This is a genomic window from Methanothrix sp. (genome assembly GCF_030055635.1).
Lineage (GTDB): Archaea > Halobacteriota > Methanosarcinia > Methanotrichales > Methanotrichaceae > Methanothrix_B.
This window is the reverse complement of sequence record NZ_JASFYM010000014.1, coordinates 34,630-54,506: the sequence shown is the minus strand read 5'-3', so window position 1 is coordinate 54,506 and position 19,877 is coordinate 34,630. Positions and strand designations below refer to the sequence as shown.

The window sequence follows — 19,877 nt, the reverse complement described above, 5'->3', positions numbered from 1 at the left end:
GAAGGATCGAGTCCACGAGTGCCCGCGATGCGGGCTCAGGCTTGATCGGGATCTCAACGCGGCATTAAACATTCTCACCCTCGGACTGAGGGGCAGAGCCTGTGGAGATGCTGGATGAAACAGATCAGTGAGACAGGAAGCTCCGGCCTTCAGGCCGGAGAGGAAGTCACCTGCATGTCAGAAAAGCAGGATAGGTGCGCAGGCACCAGGAGCCTCAGGGAGACGATACAGTTCTACATGATAGACTTCCAGACGCCTCTGGGCAGGGCCATAGACATAGCCATCATCACACTGAACATACTGGTTGTGGCGCTCTTTGTCATCGAGACGTATCCGCTGCCGCCACATATATCATCGACGCTCTGGAGGCTTGAGGTTGCGATCATATTCATATTCGTGATCGAGTACCTTCTCAGGTTCTATGGTGCACCAGATCGCTGGAGTTACGTTAAGGACGCCTACAGCATTATAGACCTCGTAGCCATAATGCCGACTCTCATACTGCTGGTGCTTCCGCTCTCCGGTTTTTACGTGGATCTGCGCTTCATCCAGACCATAAGAATCATGGCAGTCTTCAGGATATTCAGGTTCCTCAGGTTCATAGCCGAGGACCATCTGCTATTTGGAATAATCAGCCTGAGGATGCTGAACGTCGCAAGGCTTGTCTTCATTGTAATAATAATATTTTTTATATACTCCGGTCTCTTCTACTTTGCCGAGAGCCCTTTGAATCCCGATGTCAACAACTTCGGCGATGCGTTCTACTTCACAGTGGTTGCAGTCGCGACCGTCGGCTTTGGCGATATCGTCCCTGTATCAGGAGCAGGTCGTCTCGTCACGCTGATGATGATCATATCGGGCATAATTCTGATACCCATACAGGTGAGCAGGATCTTCAGAGAGTGGATCTCAGCCCCGCGAAAGAGGTATACCTGCAGTGGATGCGGTCAGGAGTGGCACGAGGAGGATGCGAGATACTGCAGGATATGCGGCAGCCCTCTTGAGGATGGGTCGGCTGTAGCAGCATGCGAAGAAGATGCTCAAGCGTGAGAGCATCTGGATGGAGGTCATGAGCCGGATTGGAGGAGGTCTCTCAGGAGTCTGTGCCCGACGCTGAGAGCTCCAATCTCCAGGATCAAATGCTGTTTATGCCTGCATGCTGATATCAATGATAGGGTGGCTCATCCAGTGAATTTGCGGATTGGTGAGAATGACAAAAAGAAGCTTCAACGATGCCGAAAATCCGGCTCAATTCAGCCTTCCGATAATTCGCGGAGGCGATCCATACGGTTTCACAACCAGCATCAACGATCGATCTCCAGCTCCATCATGTTCCTCATCCCTGCCTGGGCCTCAGCAGATACAGGTACTCGATCGTGCCCCTGTTCTTCGGTCCTCCACGAATTGGTGAGGGGCATGCATGAATCACCTCGAAATCCGGCTCGAGCCACCTCTCGAAGCTGTTCCTCGCCATCTCAACATCCTCCTCTCTGTGGCCGCCATCGATCTCATACGGCGGCTTGAAGAGCGCCACTATTCTTCCTTTGCTCCTCAGAAACCCCCTCAGGTTCGGCAGGACCTCTCTCAGAGAGACATTGCTCACATCCACCGAGATCAGGTCGAACTTCTCGCCATCCAGATGCCTTAAAAGCTCCTCGGAAGATCCCGCATCGACCCCGCCAATGAACCTGAACCTGGGATCGCTGAGTATTGTGGGGTCCACGCACTCCTCTGCGATATCGATCCCCACAACCCTGGCCGCGCCATGCTGAAGGAAGAAGTCTGAGAATCCGCCCGCAGAGCATCCCACATCCAGGACGCTCAGGTCTATCAGCTCATCCAATCTTTCCTGGAAGATGGCCTCTATCTTGTAGCCTCCCCTGCTGACATACCTGAAGCCCTCCACGATCTCGATTCTGTCAGCAGGCTTCACCCTGTAGGATTGCTTCCTGCAAATAACACCATTCACCATGACCTTTCCGCTCTTGATCAGGTGCACAGCCTTTGATCTGGAGCCTGCGATCTCCACAAGGTAGATATCGAGCCGCATCATCATTGCCTCCACCTGTTAGATAAAATACTGATGGATGGTGCATGGTATCATGATTTTATTTATTACAAGCAACAGAGGAAAGTTCGTTGAGGCGCAGAGGATACTGGGGGACATTGTTCAGGCCGATCTGGGTTATACTGAGATCCAGGCTGATACGCTGGAGGAGGTTGTGCTTTTTGGGTTGAAGGAGCTGTCGTCCAGGCTGGACTCACCGTTCATCATAGAGGATGCCGGACTCTTTATAGAGGCTCTGAATGGGTTTCCCGGGGTCTATTCCGCTTACGTCCAGAGGACGATAGGTAACAGCGGCATACTCAGGCTCATGGATGGGATTGAGAATCGCGCCGCGTTCTTCAAATCTGTCGTGGGATACTCAGCGCCGGGAATGGAGCCGGTTCTGTTTAAAGGAGAGCTCCACGGGGGGATAGGTTTCGAGGCCCGTGGCGCCGGTGGGTTCGGCTACGATCCGATATTCGAGGTCGATGGCAGGACTCTTGCTGAGATGGACCTCGAGGAGAAGAACATGATCTCTCACAGGGGGAGATCCATGAAAGCGCTGAAGAGATGGCTTGAGAGCCGGTGATCCTCTCCGTGGATCACGCATACCTGGACTATCTCCTCTCAAGAGCGCAGCGGGGCAGCATCCTCCTGTTTATTGATTTTATCAGTGGTGCCTGAACCGCTGAGATGTATATCTTCTTCCCCTCGACCTCCATGTAGAAATCTGTCTCCTTCGGAGGGCTCGTCTTGATGGAGAAGATCAGAGGACCCTCGCAGGTCGTTGCTATCCGAAGATCTGTCTTTTTGGATTTTATGTACTCCAGCATCTCAGGCTCTATCCACACGTTGACTCTCTTCATCCAGATCTCACTGGAAATAGCTTTTATATCAAATCATCCCCCTGGTCGGATGTGAAGAGGCGGCAGGCTCATCTACTGAAGGATATCGCACGGCAGCGCATGGAGAGGCTCTTCGAGCTGGCCAGGGTCAATGCAGAGACTCATCCGGAGAGGAGCGACAGGTACGTCGAGCTGGCTCTGAGAATCGGGATGCGTCTCAGGGTGAGGCCAACAAAAGAGATGAAGCGCATGTTCTGCAAGAGCTGCAGGGGTTTTCTGTCGCCCGCGCAGAGAATGGTCAGGCTGCGAGATGGCATTCTTGTGATAAGATGCATGCGATGCGGCCACATCTCGAGAATGAGATACAGGTAGGTTCCAGTGATGGGACTGGTGACAGAATCTGTGGAGAGCGCAGCCCATGTCACCTGCTCCCGGTACATGGGATCGTGAATCCTGCAGGTTCACATGGTCCATCTGCACCAGCTCAGGGGCAATAAATCTTTGAGACCGCAGATCTGAGGAACAACAAGAGGGTCTTGATCATGCTCAGGGCCGGCGATCAGTTCATATCCGGCAGATCCGGCGGGGTGGTTTCGGCATTCTACCCCTACAGAGGGGGTTACCTGGGGGTGGCACCGGCCCACGTATTTCGATACTCCGGGACAGACATGCTCAGGATAGGCCCTCACCGCGCCAGGGTCATTCATTACTGCAGCGATGCGGACATCGCATTCTTTCTGGTTCTCGGGCCATGCGAGCCCACAAGGTTCGCCAGGCCCAGGCTGGGGGACGCAGAGCTCATCAACAGCGCCAGGCGCATGGGCTGCAGGATAACCGATGCCTCCTGGAGCATAGCATATGTCGTGCTCCAGCCCGGAAACCTCCCGGGTCCTGGAGACAGCGGCACCCCTGTATTCCAGGATGGCGCAGTTGTGGGGATGCTGATCGCAATAAATCTCGGAACCTGCAGGGGGACTGTGATAACAGGCGAGTTCATGCACTCGAAGCTCAGCGAGTACGCTCAATCTTCTCACAGGATGTGAGGTTAGTGTACCGCTGAATGACCTCTCCGGCCTGAACTCCTGAGTTTGCGCCCTGCTGCTCTCCATGAAGTTGAATTCACCCTGCACCGCCAGCTATATGTTTGATAAGGTGAACTCAGTGATGGATGGGTCCATCTGAGAGGCCGATGCGCATTGGGGTTTACATCTGCCACTGCGGGCTCAACATAGCAGCTACCCTCGATGTCGAGGAGCTGAGGCGCTTTGCCGAGACGCTCCCGAATGTGGTTGTGGCCCGCGACATACAGTTCACATGCTCTGATGCAGGCCAGAACACGATCAAGAGCGATATAGCAGAGCTCAAGCTCGATGCGGTCGTGGTTGCAGCATGCTCCCCGCGGCTTCACGAGCCCACATTTCGCAGGACCATAACCGAGGCCGGACTCAACCAGTACATGCTTGAGATGGCGAACATCAGGGAGCAGTGCTCCTGGGTCCACATGGACTCGCCGGCGCTGGCGACCCAGAAGGCCAAGGATCTCATAGCGATGGCAGTCGCCAAGGCAGCTCTGCTCCGCCCGCTCGAGACGGAGAGCGTGCCCGTTAGCAGGGACGTGCTCGTGATAGGCGGGGGCGTCGCCGGGATCTCTGCCGCGCTCGATCTTGCGAATGCGGGCCTGAGGGTGTACCTGGTAGAGCGCAGGCCCACCATCGGCGGCTACATGGCTCTTCTCACAGATGTGTTCCCGACAAACGACTGCTCGATCTGCGTCCTCGCGCCCAAGATGGCCGAGGTCTACGCAAACCCCATGATAAAGCTCATGACATACTCTGAGATACTCGCGATCGAGGGGACCGTGGGCCACTTCAGGGTGACAGGGGTCACAAAGCCGCGGTACGTGGATCCGACGCTGTGCAAGGGCTGCATAAATGAGTGCTCTGGAGCGTGCCCTGTGGAGGTTCCGAACGAGTACGATTTTGGTCTGGGGAAGAGAAAGGCGATTTACATGGCGATCCCGCAGTCTGTGCCTCTTGTGGCATGCATAGACACAGACGCATGCATAGGCTGCGGGCTCTGCGCAGAGGCCTGCCCTGCGGACGCGGTTAAGTACGATCAGCAATCTGAGGAGTTCAAGCTGGATGTCGGCGCGATAATAGTCGCCACCGGATGGCAGCCGTTCGATGCATCCAGGAAGGAGGAGTACGGCTTCGGAAGGTACAGGGATGTCGTGACCACTCTCCAGATAGAGAGGATGCTGAATGCGGCGGGCCCCACAAGAGGAGAGATCGTAAGACCCTCCACAGGGGAGATCGCGAGATCCATTGCATTCATCCAGTGCGTGGGATCAAGAGACCATACTGTGGGTAACCCGTACTGCTCAAGGATCTGCTGCATGGCGTCCCTGAAGAACGCACAGCTCATCAAGGAAAGATATCCTGATGCGGATGTAGCGATACACTACATAGACATAAGGGCCGGGGGCGAGGGGTACGAGGAGTTCTACCTCCGTGCGCAGAGGCTCGGCATAAACTTCATCCGCGGGCGTGTCTCCTCTGTGGAGGAGGGCGACGATGGTCTCTACGTCCACTACGAGGACACCCTTCTGGGAAAGACCCTCATGAAAAGATACGATCTCGTTGTGCTCTCCATCGGGCTCGAGGCGAACAGGGATGCCGAGGTCGTGGGGAATCTCCTTGGATTATCGAGAAGGCCTGACAGGTTCTTCGAGATCGCCCACCCGAAGATGCGGCCTGTGGAGGCCCACATAGATGGTGTTTTCATAGCAGGATGCGCATCCGGACCGAAGGAGATACAGGTCTCGATAGCCCAGGGGAGCGCTGCAGCATCGAAGGCGATGCAGCTGCTCTTCAAGGGTGAGATCGAACTGGATCCAACAGTCGCATTCGTGGACAGGGAGAAATGCATAGGCTGCAAGCTCTGCGTCGACACATGCCCGAGCAGGGCGATAAGCGTGAAGGACACAGCCTTCGTCGATGAGGCGAGATGCAAGGGGTGCGGGACATGTGCAGCAGCATGCCCTGTTGATGCGATAGAGATGCGTCTGTTCTCGGATGAGCAGATCCTCGCCCAGATCAGGGCTGCCACAGCTGTAAAGGGCGAGTATCCATTCATAGTTGGGTTTCTCTGCAACTGGTGCAGCTACGCCGGAGCGGATCTCGCAGGCACCTCCAGGATACAGTATCCGACGAACATCCGCATAATTAGAGTGATGTGCGCGGGCAGGGTCGACCCCAGCTTTGTGCTCGAGGCGTTCAGGCGCGGCGCTGACGGCGTTCTCGTAGCAGGATGCCGCATAGGGGAGTGCCATTACGTAAGCGGAAACCTGCATGCCCTCCAGCGGGTGGAGGTACTCAGGGGTCTTCTCAGGGAGATCGGGATCGATCCGAGGCGGCTCAAGGTGGCATGGTGCGCGGCGAGCGAGGGGGATGTACTTGCGAGGAAAATACAGGAGTTCGTCGAGGAGCTCAGGGATCTCGGTCCGGTCGGAACAGAGCTTGCGGCCGCGCTGCCCTCAGGGAAGGTCTGAGCATGCTGGAAATACAGAAGGATATGGATGTTGAGGGCTCCCATGTAGTATGCAGGCAGAGGAGCGGGGATATCACCAAGATCCTGGACTACGATTACAAAAAATGCAACGGTTGCGGCATATGCATCTCCCTCTGCCCGACGAAGGCCCTCCAGCCGGGGCCCCTTCTGGAGATAGCAACAGGCCTGGATGCTCCGCCAGTGCTCATAGATCTTGATGCATGCGTCTTCTGCGGGATGTGCGCGAACTTCTGTCCGGTGAATGCGTACAGGTTCACGGTAAACGATGTGGATATCAAGACCGATGACCGGTACCCAAGACTTCTCAGAAAAGCGGAGCCGAACGAGAGGTGCCTGCCGTGCACATTATGCGAGCCTGTTTGCCCGACAGAGGCGATAACCGTTGTGTTCAACAGAACAAGAGAGGACTTCGGGCCGCTCAGGGAGGGCATCGAGGGTGAGATCTCTGTCGACAGGGAGAAGTGCAACCTCTGCGGGATATGCGCCAGGTTCTGCAGGGCCTTTGTGCTCCTCGAAAAGAAGCCCGATCCTAGGGATCTCAGGCCGTATGAGCAGCTCCTCGTCGATGAGGATATGTGCGACTACTGCGGGCTTTGCGTGGGCATATGCCCTGAGGAGGCGATATCTGTAAAGGGAGAGCCTCTCGATGCGACCCTTGATCTCAAGGGCAGCATAGATGTGGACCAGGAGAGGTGCATCGGATGCGGCAGATGCGCTATAGTCTGCCCGTACGACGCGATGGATGTCGTGAAGCCATTCGAGGGTGAGATCAGGCTCGTGAGCGATCGCCTGGTGAAGTGCGATCCGATCGGATGCCACGGGTGCTTCAACGTCTGCCCCACCGACTGCTGGTATGTCGATGATCAGGGCAGGATTGGAGTTGTCGAGGACCAGTGCATACTCTGCGGCGCCTGCTCAAGAGCATGTCACCTCTTCGGCATAGATGTGACAAGGACAAAGGTCTCTCACACACCGGTAAAGGAGACGCCATGGGCCTCGGAGTGGCGGGATGCGATAAATGCGATACTCACAGGCGAGAAGAGGCGGTATGATGTCTCAGGAACGCTGGTGCCTCCTGTCCTTGAAAGGCCCCCACCGCCGAAGATCGAAGCGCCAGAGCGCGATCCTGAGCTTCTCAGGCGGATCGATGAATCTCTGCGAAGAATAGACGTGGCGATGAGGAAGCCGAAGGTCAGGTACCTCTGGGAGAGGGCGCCTGTCGATGAGGCGAGGAGAAAGATCGCTGCCAGGATCGCTCAGGAGGAATCCGGATGAGCGATGCCGCATTCAGGGAGGAGGTCGTCAGGCTTGCAGGAGATGAGATCAGGACATGCATCCAGTGCGGCACGTGCTCCTCGAGCTGCTCCACCGCTCATCTGATGGACAACAGCATAAGAAAGCTGATCCGCCTGGTTCTTGAGGGCAGAAGGAGAGAGGCGCTTGCCAGCGAATCCATATGGCTCTGCACATCCTGTCTCCTATGCACGGTCAGATGCCCCCGGGGTATAAGGCCGAAGGCGGTGGTCTCTGCGTTGAGGCAGATCTGCGAGCGTGAGGGGATCAGCAGCAGGGATGCATCCTTTGAGAGGATCTTCATGGATCAGATCAGGAGCAAGGGCAGGATATCCGAGGTTCTCCTCTCAGCTGCATATGCTCTGAGGAATCCAGATGCAGCGGTTCCGATAATGGAGATGGGGATAGAGCTTCTCAGCAGGGGCAAGGTGTCACTGGATCCGGGCACTGTTAAGGGCATGGACGAGATCGAGCGCATCTTCAGGGAGCTTGGGAATGACTGAGATCGCATACTACCCCGGCTGCGTGTCAAAGGCGACAGGACGCGAGTACGATATCTCCACGAGATCCGTCGCAAGGGCTCTCGGAATAGAGCTGATCGAGCTGGATGACTGGAGCTGCTGCGGAGCCACCCATGTGCCGAACGAGACGCTCGCCATCGGCCTCGCTGCCAGGAATCTCACACAGACCGAGCTGCCGGTGATGACAACGTGCTCCATATGCTACAGCAACCTGCGCACTGCGGTTCGCCGCCTTGAGGATAACGGCCTGCGCGCGCGCGTGAACTCGGTGCTGGAGAGGAAATACAAAGGCGCGCGGGTCATGCATGTCGTTGAGATGCTATCAGAGTCTCTCAGGAACAGAGAACTCCCCATAAAGCTCAGCGGTCTCAGGGTCACTCCCTATTATGGCTGTCTTCTCACCAGACCTGGCAACGGCATCGACAGCCCCGAGCATCCAAAAGTGCTTGAGGATATGGTGAGAATGCTGGGCGCTGAGCCTGTCGAGTCGCCGCTCAAGATGCTCTGCTGTGGCGGCCCGATATTCATGCCCAGAGAGGATGCAGCGCTGGAGAGCGTGTATCACATACTTCAGAGCGCGAAGCGGGCGGGCGCGGATGCGATTATGGTGGTGTGCCCTCTATGCCATCTCATGCTGGATGCGAAGCAGGGCGCGATCGAGCGGCGCTACGGCGTTGATCTCGGGATGCCTGTGCTCTACATCACACAGCTTGCCGGCATCGCCCTCGGTCTTGGCCCTGAGGAGCTGGCCCTGGAGATGAACAGCATATCTCCCCTCCCGCTTCTGGAACGTGTGTACCAGAGGATGACAGGAGATTGAAGTTTCATCTTACAATAACGACATGCATTCCGCCTGGCGATCGTATTCGCTCGCAGCCCAGTTGCGTCAGCTGCTCCTTCCCGATCCGCTATGCTCACCCGGAGGTTCCATGAACCCGGGCTGAACTGCTCTGTTGATACCCAAAATGCCCATCTGGAGATGCCCAGCTGCCTACGGAAAAAGCATTTATACTTGTTTTGTTTTTAAGTTTCCTGGTCCGTTCCTTATCATCGTGGAGGATTGAAGGATTTGACAACTGTTTATGATGTGCCTCCAGCTGATCTGATAAACGCGGTTGCTGAGGAGCTGAAGGCGAGCGGCAAGATCACGCCGCCTGCATGGGCCGCGTACGTGAAGACTGGAGTGCATACGGAGATGCCACCCAGCAATGCTGACTGGTGGTACGTGAGATGTGCATCGGTACTCCGCCATGTCTATGTCGACGGGCCAGTGGGCGTGTCCAGGCTCAGGACGCATTACGGTGGGAAGACCAAGAACCGGGTGGCCACAGGCAGATCGGTCAAGGGAAGCGGCTCTGTTATAAGAGAGGCGCTTCAGCAGCTCGAAAAGGCCGGATACGTCAAGAAGCAGAAGGACGGGAGACATATCACACCTGAGGGCCAGGCCTTTCTGGACGATATCGCCCACAGGGTCAAGATGAGACTGGTGGAGAAGATTCCCGAACTGGCGAGGTATTGAGATATGGACGATGAGCTGGCAGATCTGAGACGCAAGAGGCTTGAGGAGCTGCAGAGACGGCAGCTGGAGTCCCAGCTGTATGCAGCGCAGCAGGAGCAGATGCAGCAGGAGCTCGAGGCCAAGAAGCAGGCGATACTCAGGGCCATACTGACGCCCGAGGCCAGAGAGCGGCTGAGCAGCATCCGCATGACGAGGCCTGAGTTTGTAGCTCAGATAGAGGCCCAGCTTATCATGCTCGCCCAGAGCGGACGCATAAGATCAGCGATAACAGATGAGCAGCTGAAGGCCATACTGAAGCAGGCCCAGCCGAAGAAGAGAGATATCAACATCCGGCGGATCTGAGGATGAAGGTCACCACTCTGTTCAGCGGCGGGAAGGATAGCGGGCTGACTGCGATACTGCTTGAGCCGTTCTTCGACGAGATCGAGCTTGTGACGTTCAGCTTCGGGCATGACAGAGCATGGGAGGTGGCTGCAAGGGCAGCCAGGGCCATAGGCCATCCCCATCGGGTCGAGATCCTGGAAGGGGAGGTTCTGGAGACTGGTCTAGAGATGCTCCGGAGGGATGGGTACCCGAACAATGCCCTGAACTACGTTCACATGTGCGCTGTCGAGATCCTGGCGGAGAGCTGCGAGTATGTCGCAGACGGCACACGCAGGGATGACAGAGCCCCGGTCATGACCGCAAGCTCCATAAGAAGCCTGGAGGACAGGCACAAAATGCACTATCTGAGACCGCTTGCGGGCTGGGGCTGGAGGGCGATAAACGAGATGGCCAGCAAGTACCTCGAGTTCGAGGTGCTGCCGAGCGACAGGTATCCGGCCTCTGATTTCGAGGTCGGCCTTAGATATGCGCTCGCAGAGCGGTATGGCCAGAGCGAGGTAGACAGGATATTCCCTGCAAATCACACGCATTCCAGAGTTGTTCGGAGGAAGTTGTTTTGAGCAAGAAGATGAAGCCGAAGAAGATACGGCTTGCCAAGGCTCTTAGGCAGAACCAGAGGGTGCCTCTCTGGGTCATAATGAAGACGAAGCGCAGGGTTGTATCACACCCGAAGAGGCGCCACTGGAGAAGGAGCTCGTTGGAGTGAGCATTTATGGAGGTTGAGCAGGTATATACAGTTCCACTCAGGCACGTCAAGCGAGTGCCGAGGTGGAGAAGGGCGAAAAGGGCGGTTTCAGAGCTGAAGAGCTATCTCTCCAGGCACATGAAGGCCCCGCTAAATAAGATCAGCATAGACAACACACTGAATGAGATGATCTGGGCCAGGAGCAATGAGAAGCCCCCAAGCAGGATCAGGGTGAAGGCGGTAAGGTTCGACGATGGCAGAGTTGAGGCGGAGTTTGCAGGTGGCAGATAGACGCACACAGGTCGCCGGGAGCTCCCTCCTTGGGGTATTTGCGAGATGCACCGAGTCGCTCGTTCTGGTGCCGCCGGAGGCGAGCGAGCGGAGCGTGGAGATGCTCAGTGCCGGCTTGGATGTGGAGCCAGTGGTCACCGTCATCGGCTGCAGCTCAGTGCTCGGCTCCCTGATATGTGCGAACTCCGAGGGCTTCGTGGTGACCAGGTACGCCACAGACGACGAGATCAGGGTGCTTGAGGAGCACGGCAGGGTTGCAAGGCTGCCTGGCAAGATAACAGCTGCGGGGAATGTCATACTGGCTAATGACAACGCTGCGCTCGTCCATCCGGGCCTCAGCGACAGCGCATGTGAGGTCATCTCTGATACGCTGGGCGTCGTCGTGCGCAGGGGCACCATTGGCGGGCTGAAGACCGTCGGGATGACGGCTGTGGCGACGAACAAGGGCATACTTGCACATCCCAGGATATCTGCAGAGGAGATAAACGTGCTTGAGGATCTCTTCGGGCTTCCGGTCGATGTAGGCACGGTAAACTTCGGCTCACCCCTCGTCGGCTCCGGGCTGCTGGCGAACAGCCGGGGGTACATGGCAGGTCTGGAGACCACAGGGCCCGAGCTCGGCAGGATTGAGGATGCTCTTGGATTTCTGGAGTGATTGATATGGGTAAGTATATCGTAACCGGGCGTTACAAGGCCAGCTTCATCGGCAATGTCTGGCAGAAGTTCACCAAGGTTCTGGAGTGCCCGAACGAGAGGGTAGCCATAGAGTGGGCATACTCTCTGATGGGAAGCAAGCATGGTCTGAAGCGCGGCCTGATAAAGATCGATGAGGTGAGGGCTGGTGAGTGGTAAGCCACAGTCGCCTGAGAACCAGGCGCGCCAGCTCATAGTCGCATACCAGCAGTACCAGGCGGAGGCCGAATCCCTCGTGAGGGAGCTGGGACTAATACAGATGACCGCAGAGGGTCTGGACAAGGCCATAAGCGCCATAGGAGCCCTCTCAAAGGCAGCTGAAGGGCAGGAGATGCTCGTTCCGATCGGCTCCGGATCGTTCGCCTATGCGAAGCTATCCTCCAAAGACAGAGTCGTGGTTAATGTGGGCGGTGGCGTCTCCATAGAGAAGCCCGCTGGCGAGGCGATGGAGATGCTCAGGGCCAGGAGGAACGCCATATCTGAGAGCTCGAAGAAGATAAACGAGGCGCTGGCTAAGATCGAGCAGGAGATGGCCAGAATCCAGCTCGCTCTTGAGAGGCTTGAGAGAGAGCTGCAGAAGCAGGGTGGGAGCGAAGGGTTTGTTCAATAAGCTAAAGGAGAAGCTCTCGGGCTTCAAGGAATCCATAACAACCAAGATCCTGGAGAAGGCTGCGGGAAGCATACCGATAATAGGCAACAGATCAGAGCCCGCGGCAGCTCAGCAGGAGATGAGACCTGCGCCGGAGATTCCCGTGAAAACCTCTGAGAGCAGATCAGCCGCTCCAAATCCACAGGTGGAGGCGGTCCAGCCTCCCAGGGTATCGATTGTGGACAAGGCCAGGTCCCTGATCTTCGAGAGGGAGGTCATTCTCGACGAGAAGGATCTCGAGGAGCCGCTTTGGGGTCTGGAGATGGCTCTCCTCGAGAGCGATGTGGCTCTGCCTGTCGCAGAGGAGATCGTGAGCTCCGTGAAGAGCTCTCTCGTGGGAAGCAGGAAGAAGATCGGATCTGATACAGGCGATCTGGTTGAGAACGCGCTCCGGGCGGCACTTCTCAAGGTCCTATCGAAGAACGTCTTCGACTTTGATGAGTTCATAAAAAACGCTCCAAAACCCGTGAAGATCCTGTTCGTGGGGGTCAACGGCACAGGCAAGACCACCAGCATAGCGAAGGTCGCCAGATACCTCAGGGATCGCGGCTACTCTGTGGTTCTCGCGGCTGGCGACACATTCAGGGCAGGGGCGATAGAGCAGCTCGAGACCCATGGTCAGCGTCTGGACCTCAAGGTCATAAAGCACAAGACCGGCGGGGATCCGGCTGCTGTGATATTCGATGCCATCGAGTATGCGAAGGCCCACAAGAAGGATGTTGTGCTTGCTGATACGGCCGGCAGGCTTCACACGAATATAAACCTCATGGACCAGATGAAGAAGATCGTGAGGGTCACGAAGCCTGACATGCTCATATTCGTGGACGAGGCGATCGCTGGAAATGACGCGGTCGAGAGGGCCAGGCTGTTCAACGAGTCTGTCCCGATCACGGGCACGATACTGACGAAGACAGATGCTGACGCGAAGGGCGGATCCGCGATATCGATCGCCCATGTCACAGGAAAGCCCATCATATTCCTGGGTGTGGGCCAGGACTACCCGGACCTCGTGAAGTTCGACCCGCAGTGGCTCGTGGACAGGCTGCTGGGCGATTGACGAGAAAGGTTTCCCCATCTGGCAGCTGGATGCATCCCTTTTATCATTTTCCTTAAATACCACCCTCACAGGAAGCAATATCAATGCTTCCCGATCTGAGCGAGGATGATGTTCGAGCTCTTGTGGGTCCGAGGAGCTTCGAGCGCGGCTACCGCTATTTTCTTGATGGCGCTGTCTTCGATACCCGTCTCCAGGGAATGAGACTCAGGGCCTACTGCGAGGGCTCACAGCCCCAGCCATACAGGGTACATGTCACATTTGGTCCTGATGGGATTAAAGAGTCCCGCTGCTCCTGTCCAGTGGGCGGTGATGGCGACTGCAAGCACATCGCAGCATTGCTCCTCACATGGATCCATCGCAGGGACGAGTTCAGAGAGGTCGAGGATACGGATGCGGTTCTGGGGAGGATGAGCAGAGAGGAGCTGATCGCGCTCGTCAGGCGAATGCTGGCCCGGCGGCCGGAGCTGGAAGCGCTGGTGGTATCCCCAGAAGGAGGCAAGCGCCGCATGCCTATGAAGCCGGAGGTGTATCGCAGCCGCGCAGCAGCGGTATTTCGGCGCGCGGATTACGGCTGGAGTGTCGAGGAAGCCATCGCGAATGAGCTGAAGGATATCCTCGAGGCCGGCTCAGGCTTCCTGGCACAGGAGGATCCCGCCAGCGCTGCAGCTGTCTACACCGGTGTGGTCCTTGAGATCCTCTCCAGGTACGAGGAGTTCCAGGATGCAGAGGGTCGCCTCTGCGAGGTGGTGCAGGATTGCGCTGAGGGGCTGGGGCTATGCCTGCAGGGCTCTGACGATCCCACGCTCAGAGCGAATATGCTGCGGACGCTCTTCGAGATCGTAAGATATGATATGGACCTCGGCGGTGTCGGGCTGAGCGACGATGTGGTTGATATCATCTTAGAGCATGCATCCCCCGAGGAGCGGCGTGTCTTCGCGTCCTGGATTCACCATGTTTCAGATGGCGATGCGCTGGATGACTGGCAGAGCCGCACATATGGGGAGCTTCTGCTCAGGCTGGAGGGCGAGGATCTGGATGATGAGAGGTTTCTGGAGCTGTGCAGGAAGATGGGGCTCGTGGAGCAGATGGTGGATCGGCTGATCGCCATCGGTCGGCTGGATGAGGCGGTCGCCGAGACGAAGAGAGTGGATGACAAGAGGCTGCTCAGGATTGCGGATATCTTCGTGGCCCACGGACACAGGGACATCGCGGAGCGGTTTGTTGCGGAGCAAATTGGGGCCACAGGCAGCTGGATCTTGATGGACTGGCTCAAAGATCGGTATCTTGAGAAGGGTGAGCTCTCCGGCGCTTTGGAGCTGAGCAAGCAGCTCTTTAAGATGCACCGGACATTTTCGAGGTATCAGGATCTGCGGGGCATCGCCAGGGAGCTCGGCACATGGGAGCATCTGAGAGCGCAGCTGCTCGATCCTGTTATCACAGAAGGCAAGCACGATCTTCTCCTGAAGATCTATTTGGACGAAGGGGAGATCGATCGGGCGATCGAATCGGCGAAGATGCTCTTGGAGAGAGGTGTCCTTAACACATCGGATGCAGATCTCATCGAGAGCGCGGCGCGGGCCGCGGAGGATGAGCGCCCGGATGCTGCGCTGGAGATCTACCGCGCCCTTTCGGAGAAGCTGATCGACGCACGTGGGCGGGACAACTACCAGCGGGCCTGCAGGTACCTCACCCGCATGCGTGATCTCCACCGGCATTCAGGTAGGGAAGAGGAATGGGAGAGATGCATACGCGATCTCCGCGAGCGCAACCGGAGACTTCCCGCGCTGATGGAGGAGCTGAAGAAAGCAGGGCTGTAGCATTTCTATCATCGCTCTCATGTGATAATGCATCGATCAGGATTCCGTCGGCATACATGGACAGGTGTGAGGAGCATCTCAGCCTGAACTCAAACTCACATCTTTTGGAACATCTCGATCGCCCTCGCGCAGTTCCTCAGAAGCCCTGCTGCGAGATTCTGAGAAGGCCAGGAGCCAAGGCCGCAGTCGGGACCTGCGTATCTTACTAGATCACCAAACATCCGCACAGCCCGCTCGAGCCTCTTCCTGATGACCTCCGGGGACTCCATCCTGAGTATCTCGGACTCGAGCCTCTCCGGCTGCTCCCAGAGGTTTGTGCCGAGCCTATCGTTGAGCCTCGCAACCATCGAGAGTATGTCTGTTCTGGCTATCCCGGCTCTCAGGAACGCATCATTCTCCTCGAGCACCTTGCGATCGATGATATCAAGATAATCAGGATGCGACGCTGACTCCACGCCTATTACATTTATGCCGGGAACGCGTGCGCAGAGCTCCGCGTAAACCGGAGAGTGTAGATGCACCTGAACATCAACCCTTCCAGCGCATCCTCTGGTAGCCACATCGAGCGCTTTGATGATCACATCCTCCGAGAAGACTATGCTGGAGCTGATCCCCAGGCTCGGCTCGTCGATCGAGATGACAGCCACATCGATGCCGAGCAGCCGTGCTTTATCGATGGCGCTTTCTATGAAGCGTGAGACGCTCTCCGCCATGTTGAAAAGCAGATCCTCGTACTCTGTCGATCCGAATTCCGATATGTAGAGCTCGAGAGGTCCGGTGACACACACCCGGATGTTTCGTCCGATCGATCTGAGGGCGTCGAGCTCCATTATCTCGGCTGCATCCCTGCGGATCAGATACGGCCCCTCTGTGGTCTCAGGGGATCTCATGGGGTCCAGGAACATGCCTATCATATCCCTGAGCTGCGGGTACGTCGGCACCTGGACGCCAGCGGAGATCTTCATCTCCATTATGCTCCTCACGAGAGAGAGGTACTCCTCTCCGCTCATCCCGTCAATCCTGGCATGCGGAAAGCTTCCTATATCATCGAATCTCATCGCAGACCTCTCAGATATGATTTCAGGGACTCGTACGATCCGCTTATCCGCTCTATGTGCTCCTCCAGGCTGTCGAGCTCTGCCATCGCCCTCGGAATGGGTGGCACCACTCCAAGCACGCGAACGATCTCCTCAGGGAACTTCGCTGGATCCGCGGTCTCCAGCGAGACTGATGGCTCCCAGCGCTCTATCTCCTCAAAGTATCTCATGAGCCCTGCCCATCCAACAGCGCCATGCGGCTCCAGGAGCACCCTGTAACGCTCGTACACCTCCTTTATCGTCTTTCTCGTCTCCTCATCGCTCACAGAGACCGCGAACATATCCCTGCGCATCGCATCGAGATCCGGCTCTCCTCTCACCTCACCCTTCTCATCCATCCAGCCGCCGTAAAGCGCGAATACCCTGGCGAGGTTGCTCGGATGGCCCACGTTCATCGCATTTGAGATGCAGTTCCTGCTGGGTCGAATCGGTCTGTAAACGCCTGTGCGCATGAACACGGGAAACTCATCGTTCTCGTTTGTCGCCACGACAAACCGCCTTACGGGTAAACCCATACGCATCGCGATGAGCCCGCCCATCAGGTTGCCGAAGTTGCCGCTCGGCACTGATACCACGATCTCATCTCCATCAGAGATCCTGGAGTATGCGTAGAAGTAGTAGACCGCCTGCGGCAGGAGCCTTCCGACGTTTATCGAGTTCGCCGAGGAGAGGTTGAGGTCTCTCAAATCAGGATCTGCGAATGCTCTCTTGACAAGAGCCTGGCAGTCATCGAACTTGCCGTCCACTGCCAGAGCGTGCACGTTCCCGCCGAGAGTGGTCATCTGCTTTCTCTGCCGCTCGGTGACCTCCTCCCTCGGGTAGAGAACGACAACCCGAACGTTGCTCAGGCCGTAGAATGCATGGGCCACGGCGCTGCCCGTGTCTCCTGAAGTCGCGGTCAGTATGATTATGCTCCTGCCCTCCCTTTCCAGGAAGTACTGAACGAGCCTGCCCATCAGCCTGGCAGCAAAGTCCTTGAATGAGCAGGTTGGCCCCCGATCCAAACGCATGATATGAGCCTGATCGAAGACCCTCTCGATCGGGACATCGAAGTTGTATGCGTCCTCTAATATGGAGATGAGATCCTTTTCTGGGATGAGATCACCGATGTAGGGGCTCACAACACTGTATGCAATCTCAGGATACCTCATTTCTGAGAAACGCGAGATCTCCTCTGCGCTGATCCTCGGGATGTGCTCCGGCATGTAAAGGCCCATATCTGGAGCCTGGCCTGATAGAAGTGCCTGCCTGAAGTCGACACGCTCCGGCGAGCCGTTTGTGCTGCAGAACATAAGGTTGGTCATGCTGCTGAGAGTTGGAAAGGGAACTATTAAAATCTGTGCGGTCCACGGTGATCCAAAGCAATCATGTGCCTTATAACCGCGGTAAGATCTGCCCGATCATCCTGCAGCACAGCCACACGAAGACATCGACAGCATGGGTACAGGCAACCAGCTGCTGACTGTGTGCAGTCGCGCCGCACGCTGTGGATCTGCGTCTGATCCATCTATGAAGATAGCATGATCGGAAGGCGTCGATTTGTCACAGTGGAGTCACCACGCTCGCATCCATGGCGACTCAATCCATGCGCAGATCGTAACCGCTCAGGTCCGCAAGCAGTAACACGTTGCATATTCAGCGTGCCACCCAACACCGTAATGATTATTAATTATTATTGCGCTACATTAACATGTAAAAACATATGGGGAGGTGAATGGGATGGATGCATTCACAAGCCAGGTGATTGCGGTGATCATCTTCGGCCTGCTGGTGACTCTCCTGCCCGGGCTGCTCAACAGGTTCGCTGACTCAAGAAGCGGAGGCATCAGGACGACATAAGGGGTGAGCATCTTCGCCACCTTTTTCCATTGCTCGAAATTGAGATTTGTAAAGTCCTGAGATTATATCGCTGTCGTTCCAATTGTATGCAGTTTGAATTATTTATATTTTATTCACAACCAGAACAACCTGTGTGTGATTGCAAAATAGGCTTCTAAAGGCATTTTTCGCCTGAAAGTCATTTCAGGAGTCCCAATTCGTTCTAAATCCAGGCTTCCATGAGTTCTGTCGTTATACCATCGTATAAAATCTTCAAATGAAGAAAAAGCTGATCTATGCCTGTTATATTCTCCAAAGAACTGTTCTAGCTTCCTGTTGGTCTGGGGATGCTTTACTCTGGCCAGTATTGGCTTAATGCCGTATTTTTCGATGCTCATCCCCGAGATTTATCGGAAAGCTGGACTGAACCGGATTTTCGGTATCGTTGATGCTTCCTTTTTCGTCATTCTCACCAGTCCGCTAATTCACATGGATGCGTCTCCGGATTACGACTATTACGCCGGAGTTAGATGAGACGCGAAATAATCTCGGGACCCTACAAGCGCAACCAAAAGCCATTTATAAGAAAACTTTAAAATTAAGTTTAGCCTATTTCAAAAAGGAGGCTTCCATGTCCAGCAGTACTCTGTATCTCACAGTTGGCTTTGTGATACTGATTGGAGTCGCATCAGCAGGTTTCGGATCGAAGGTCGATAACACCTCGCCAGACCTGGGTTATCCTCTGGTCGACTTTGGGGGTTACCAGGTGCCGATAGACATAGGATACAGGGATACCGGGTCGAATCCACACATCTTCGATAAGGATGATATGGTCTATCTTCACTTCGGAAGTGCAGTTCCTGCCGAGATCAGTGCAAATGATATTCGTCTGACAACTAGAGGGGAACTGAAGGCGGGCACCAAGGTAAAGGAAGGTGATATAGATTATGGGAAGAACCTGAAACCCCTTCCAGCACCACCGATGACCGCAGGCATATACTTTATGGATTTAGGCGGCTCTTCTCCTGGATATGATTTTGAGGATCTGATTTACCTCAAGATCCTGCTTCCAGGTGGGATTACAGTGACAAACGATGTGAGACTGAGCGATGTTATGGAAAAAACCGGCACTCTTCTACCTGCAGGCACCAAGGTTCTGGACTACAATGATGATCACAACAGGCTCATAATCCCGATGATAATCGGATTCCCAATATATCCGCCTGTCTGGCAGGAGAGCATAGCGACGATCAGATTCTACAATGTAAAAGGCAACACGATGAACGGCATACCAATCTATGATTACGAGGATCCTGTCTACATAGACGTCCCGTTCTCGCCGCTGTCGCCCGGGGTTGTCTCAGTCAACGATGTGCGTCTTACCGCGTAGAGCATCCAGGGACGGGCCCTGCAGCATGACCTGATGCAGGGCCGGGTGCTCATGCTCAGTGTATCGAGGTTTTCCAGAGTGGGCGCATACAGACAAAAAGCGGGATGAGGGCTGCCAGCGAGTCCCTGGAAAAAAGCCGCTTTTTTAGGGCGAGCCACCAAGCGAGTCATCTACAGTGCATTTCAAAAATATTCACGGGAG

Annotated in this window: 25 protein-coding genes; 20 read left to right on the top strand and 5 right to left on the bottom strand. The window is 55.8% G+C overall.

The genetic code is table 11. The features are described from left to right. The coding region (locus QFX31_RS06925) for a zinc ribbon domain-containing protein (protein WP_348531387.1) at positions 1–118 on the top strand (118 nt) is incomplete at its 5' end. Then, positions 115–1,050 carry an ion transporter gene (locus tag QFX31_RS06920; protein WP_348531383.1) on the top strand — a complete coding sequence of 312 codons (936 nt, stop codon included), beginning with the start codon at positions 115–117 and terminating at the stop codon, positions 1,048–1,050. The genes QFX31_RS06925 and QFX31_RS06920, both read left to right, overlap by 4 nt. Positions 1,051–1,336: 286 nt before the next feature. Here QFX31_RS06920 and QFX31_RS06915 read toward each other — a convergent pair whose 3' ends face one another. Further along, positions 1,337–2,056 (bottom strand): SAM-dependent methyltransferase, encoded by a 720-nt coding sequence (locus tag QFX31_RS06915; protein ID WP_348531382.1) that lies wholly within the window; start codon positions 2,054–2,056, stop codon positions 1,337–1,339. Positions 2,057–2,099: 43 nt separating this feature from the next. Between QFX31_RS06915 and QFX31_RS06910 the strand changes: the two genes are divergently transcribed. After that, entirely contained in the window at positions 2,100–2,636 is a 537-nt protein-coding gene (locus QFX31_RS06910) for an XTP/dITP diphosphatase (protein WP_348531386.1), read from the top strand. A 28-nt stretch (positions 2,637–2,664) separates the two neighbouring features. Here the strand turns inward: QFX31_RS06910 and QFX31_RS06905 are convergent, their stop codons facing one another. Beyond that, complete coding sequence (locus tag QFX31_RS06905; protein WP_348531381.1) at positions 2,665–2,913, bottom strand: hypothetical protein; 249 nt, start codon at positions 2,911–2,913, stop codon at positions 2,665–2,667. 51 nt (positions 2,914–2,964) lie between these two features. On the opposite strand from QFX31_RS06905, the gene QFX31_RS06900 reads away from it, so the two are divergent. The 16 genes from QFX31_RS06900 (at position 2,965) to QFX31_RS06825 (ending at position 15,371) form a co-directional block, all read left to right on the top strand. Beyond that, positions 2,965–3,264 carry a ribonuclease P gene (locus QFX31_RS06900; protein WP_348531380.1) on the top strand — a complete coding sequence of 100 codons (300 nt, stop codon included), beginning with the start codon at positions 2,965–2,967 and terminating at the stop codon, positions 3,262–3,264. 170 nt (positions 3,265–3,434) lie between these two features. Next, positions 3,435–3,935, top strand: coding sequence for a hypothetical protein (locus QFX31_RS06895; RefSeq protein ID WP_348531385.1), 501 nt, complete (start codon positions 3,435–3,437; stop codon positions 3,933–3,935). Between the two features lie 146 nt (positions 3,936–4,081). Further along, complete coding sequence (gene hdrA2, locus QFX31_RS06890) at positions 4,082–6,442, top strand: CoB-CoM heterodisulfide reductase HdrA2 (RefSeq protein ID WP_348531384.1); 2,361 nt, start codon at positions 4,082–4,084, stop codon at positions 6,440–6,442. A gap of 2 nt (positions 6,443–6,444) precedes the next feature. Continuing rightward, positions 6,445–7,737 (top strand): 4Fe-4S binding protein, encoded by a 1,293-nt coding sequence (locus QFX31_RS06885; protein WP_348531379.1) that lies wholly within the window; start codon positions 6,445–6,447, stop codon positions 7,735–7,737. Next, the gene (locus QFX31_RS06880; protein WP_348531378.1) at positions 7,734–8,258 is read left to right on the top strand and encodes a 4Fe-4S dicluster domain-containing protein; all 525 of its coding nucleotides are present in this window, start codon (positions 7,734–7,736) and stop codon (positions 8,256–8,258) included. The genes QFX31_RS06885 and QFX31_RS06880 overlap by 4 nt, the downstream gene beginning before the upstream one ends. Continuing rightward, positions 8,251–9,096 carry a CoB--CoM heterodisulfide reductase iron-sulfur subunit B family protein gene (locus tag QFX31_RS06875; RefSeq protein WP_348531377.1) on the top strand — a complete coding sequence of 282 codons (846 nt, stop codon included), beginning with the start codon at positions 8,251–8,253 and terminating at the stop codon, positions 9,094–9,096. The genes QFX31_RS06880 and QFX31_RS06875 overlap by 8 nt, the downstream gene beginning before the upstream one ends. 249 nt (positions 9,097–9,345) lie before the next feature. After that, complete coding sequence (locus tag QFX31_RS06870) at positions 9,346–9,795, top strand: 30S ribosomal protein S19e (RefSeq protein ID WP_348531376.1); 450 nt, start codon at positions 9,346–9,348, stop codon at positions 9,793–9,795. Positions 9,796–9,798: 3 nt separating this feature from the next. Further along, the gene (locus QFX31_RS06865; RefSeq protein ID WP_296610023.1) at positions 9,799–10,137 is read left to right on the top strand and encodes a DNA-binding protein; all 339 of its coding nucleotides are present in this window, start codon (positions 9,799–9,801) and stop codon (positions 10,135–10,137) included. Between the two features lie 2 nt (positions 10,138–10,139). Then, positions 10,140–10,739 carry a hypothetical protein gene (locus QFX31_RS06860; protein ID WP_348531375.1) on the top strand — a complete coding sequence of 200 codons (600 nt, stop codon included), beginning with the start codon at positions 10,140–10,142 and terminating at the stop codon, positions 10,737–10,739. A gap of 8 nt (positions 10,740–10,747) precedes the next feature. Next, positions 10,748–10,885, top strand: a complete 138-nt coding sequence (locus QFX31_RS06855) for a 50S ribosomal protein L39e (RefSeq protein WP_175266091.1) — start codon at positions 10,748–10,750, stop codon at positions 10,883–10,885. 6 nt (positions 10,886–10,891) lie between these two features. Then, positions 10,892–11,155, top strand: coding sequence for a 50S ribosomal protein L31e (locus QFX31_RS06850; protein ID WP_348531374.1), 264 nt, complete (start codon positions 10,892–10,894; stop codon positions 11,153–11,155). Further along, complete coding sequence (locus QFX31_RS06845) at positions 11,145–11,810, top strand: translation initiation factor IF-6 (RefSeq protein ID WP_348531373.1); 666 nt, start codon at positions 11,145–11,147, stop codon at positions 11,808–11,810. Before QFX31_RS06850 ends, QFX31_RS06845 begins: the two co-directional genes overlap by 11 nt. Before the next feature lie 5 nt (positions 11,811–11,815). Further along, positions 11,816–12,007 (top strand): 50S ribosomal protein L18Ae, encoded by a 192-nt coding sequence (gene rpl18a / locus QFX31_RS06840; RefSeq protein ID WP_297758467.1) that lies wholly within the window; start codon positions 11,816–11,818, stop codon positions 12,005–12,007. Beyond that, positions 11,997–12,458 (top strand): prefoldin subunit alpha, encoded by a 462-nt coding sequence (gene pfdA / locus QFX31_RS06835; protein WP_348531372.1) that lies wholly within the window; start codon positions 11,997–11,999, stop codon positions 12,456–12,458. Before rpl18a ends, pfdA begins: the two co-directional genes overlap by 11 nt. Beyond that, positions 12,448–13,554 carry a signal recognition particle-docking protein FtsY gene (ftsY, locus tag QFX31_RS06830; protein WP_348531371.1) on the top strand — a complete coding sequence of 369 codons (1,107 nt, stop codon included), beginning with the start codon at positions 12,448–12,450 and terminating at the stop codon, positions 13,552–13,554. Before pfdA ends, ftsY begins: the two co-directional genes overlap by 11 nt. Before the next feature lie 83 nt (positions 13,555–13,637). Then, positions 13,638–15,371 carry an SWIM zinc finger family protein gene (locus QFX31_RS06825; protein WP_348531370.1) on the top strand — a complete coding sequence of 578 codons (1,734 nt, stop codon included), beginning with the start codon at positions 13,638–13,640 and terminating at the stop codon, positions 15,369–15,371. Positions 15,372–15,466: 95 nt separating this feature from the next. On the opposite strand, the gene QFX31_RS06820 is transcribed toward QFX31_RS06825, so the two are convergent. The 3 genes from QFX31_RS06820 to QFX31_RS06810 form a co-directional block, all read right to left on the bottom strand. Next, positions 15,467–16,429: a methionine synthase gene (locus QFX31_RS06820; protein ID WP_348531369.1), complete on the bottom strand. Its 963-nt coding sequence runs from the start codon at positions 16,427–16,429 to the stop codon at positions 15,467–15,469. Continuing rightward, a complete protein-coding gene (thrC, locus tag QFX31_RS06815) occupies positions 16,426–17,772 on the bottom strand; it encodes a threonine synthase (RefSeq protein ID WP_348531368.1) in 1,347 nt (448 codons plus the stop codon). The genes QFX31_RS06820 and thrC overlap by 4 nt, the downstream gene beginning before the upstream one ends. 648 nt (positions 17,773–18,420) lie before the next feature. Further along, the gene (locus tag QFX31_RS06810; protein WP_348531367.1) at positions 18,421–18,684 is read right to left on the bottom strand and encodes a hypothetical protein; all 264 of its coding nucleotides are present in this window, start codon (positions 18,682–18,684) and stop codon (positions 18,421–18,423) included. 233 nt (positions 18,685–18,917) lie between these two features. Between QFX31_RS06810 and QFX31_RS06805 the strand changes: the two genes are divergently transcribed. After that, a complete protein-coding gene (locus QFX31_RS06805; RefSeq protein WP_348531366.1) occupies positions 18,918–19,676 on the top strand; it encodes a hypothetical protein in 759 nt (252 codons plus the stop codon). Positions 19,677–19,877: the final 201 nt, after the last annotated feature.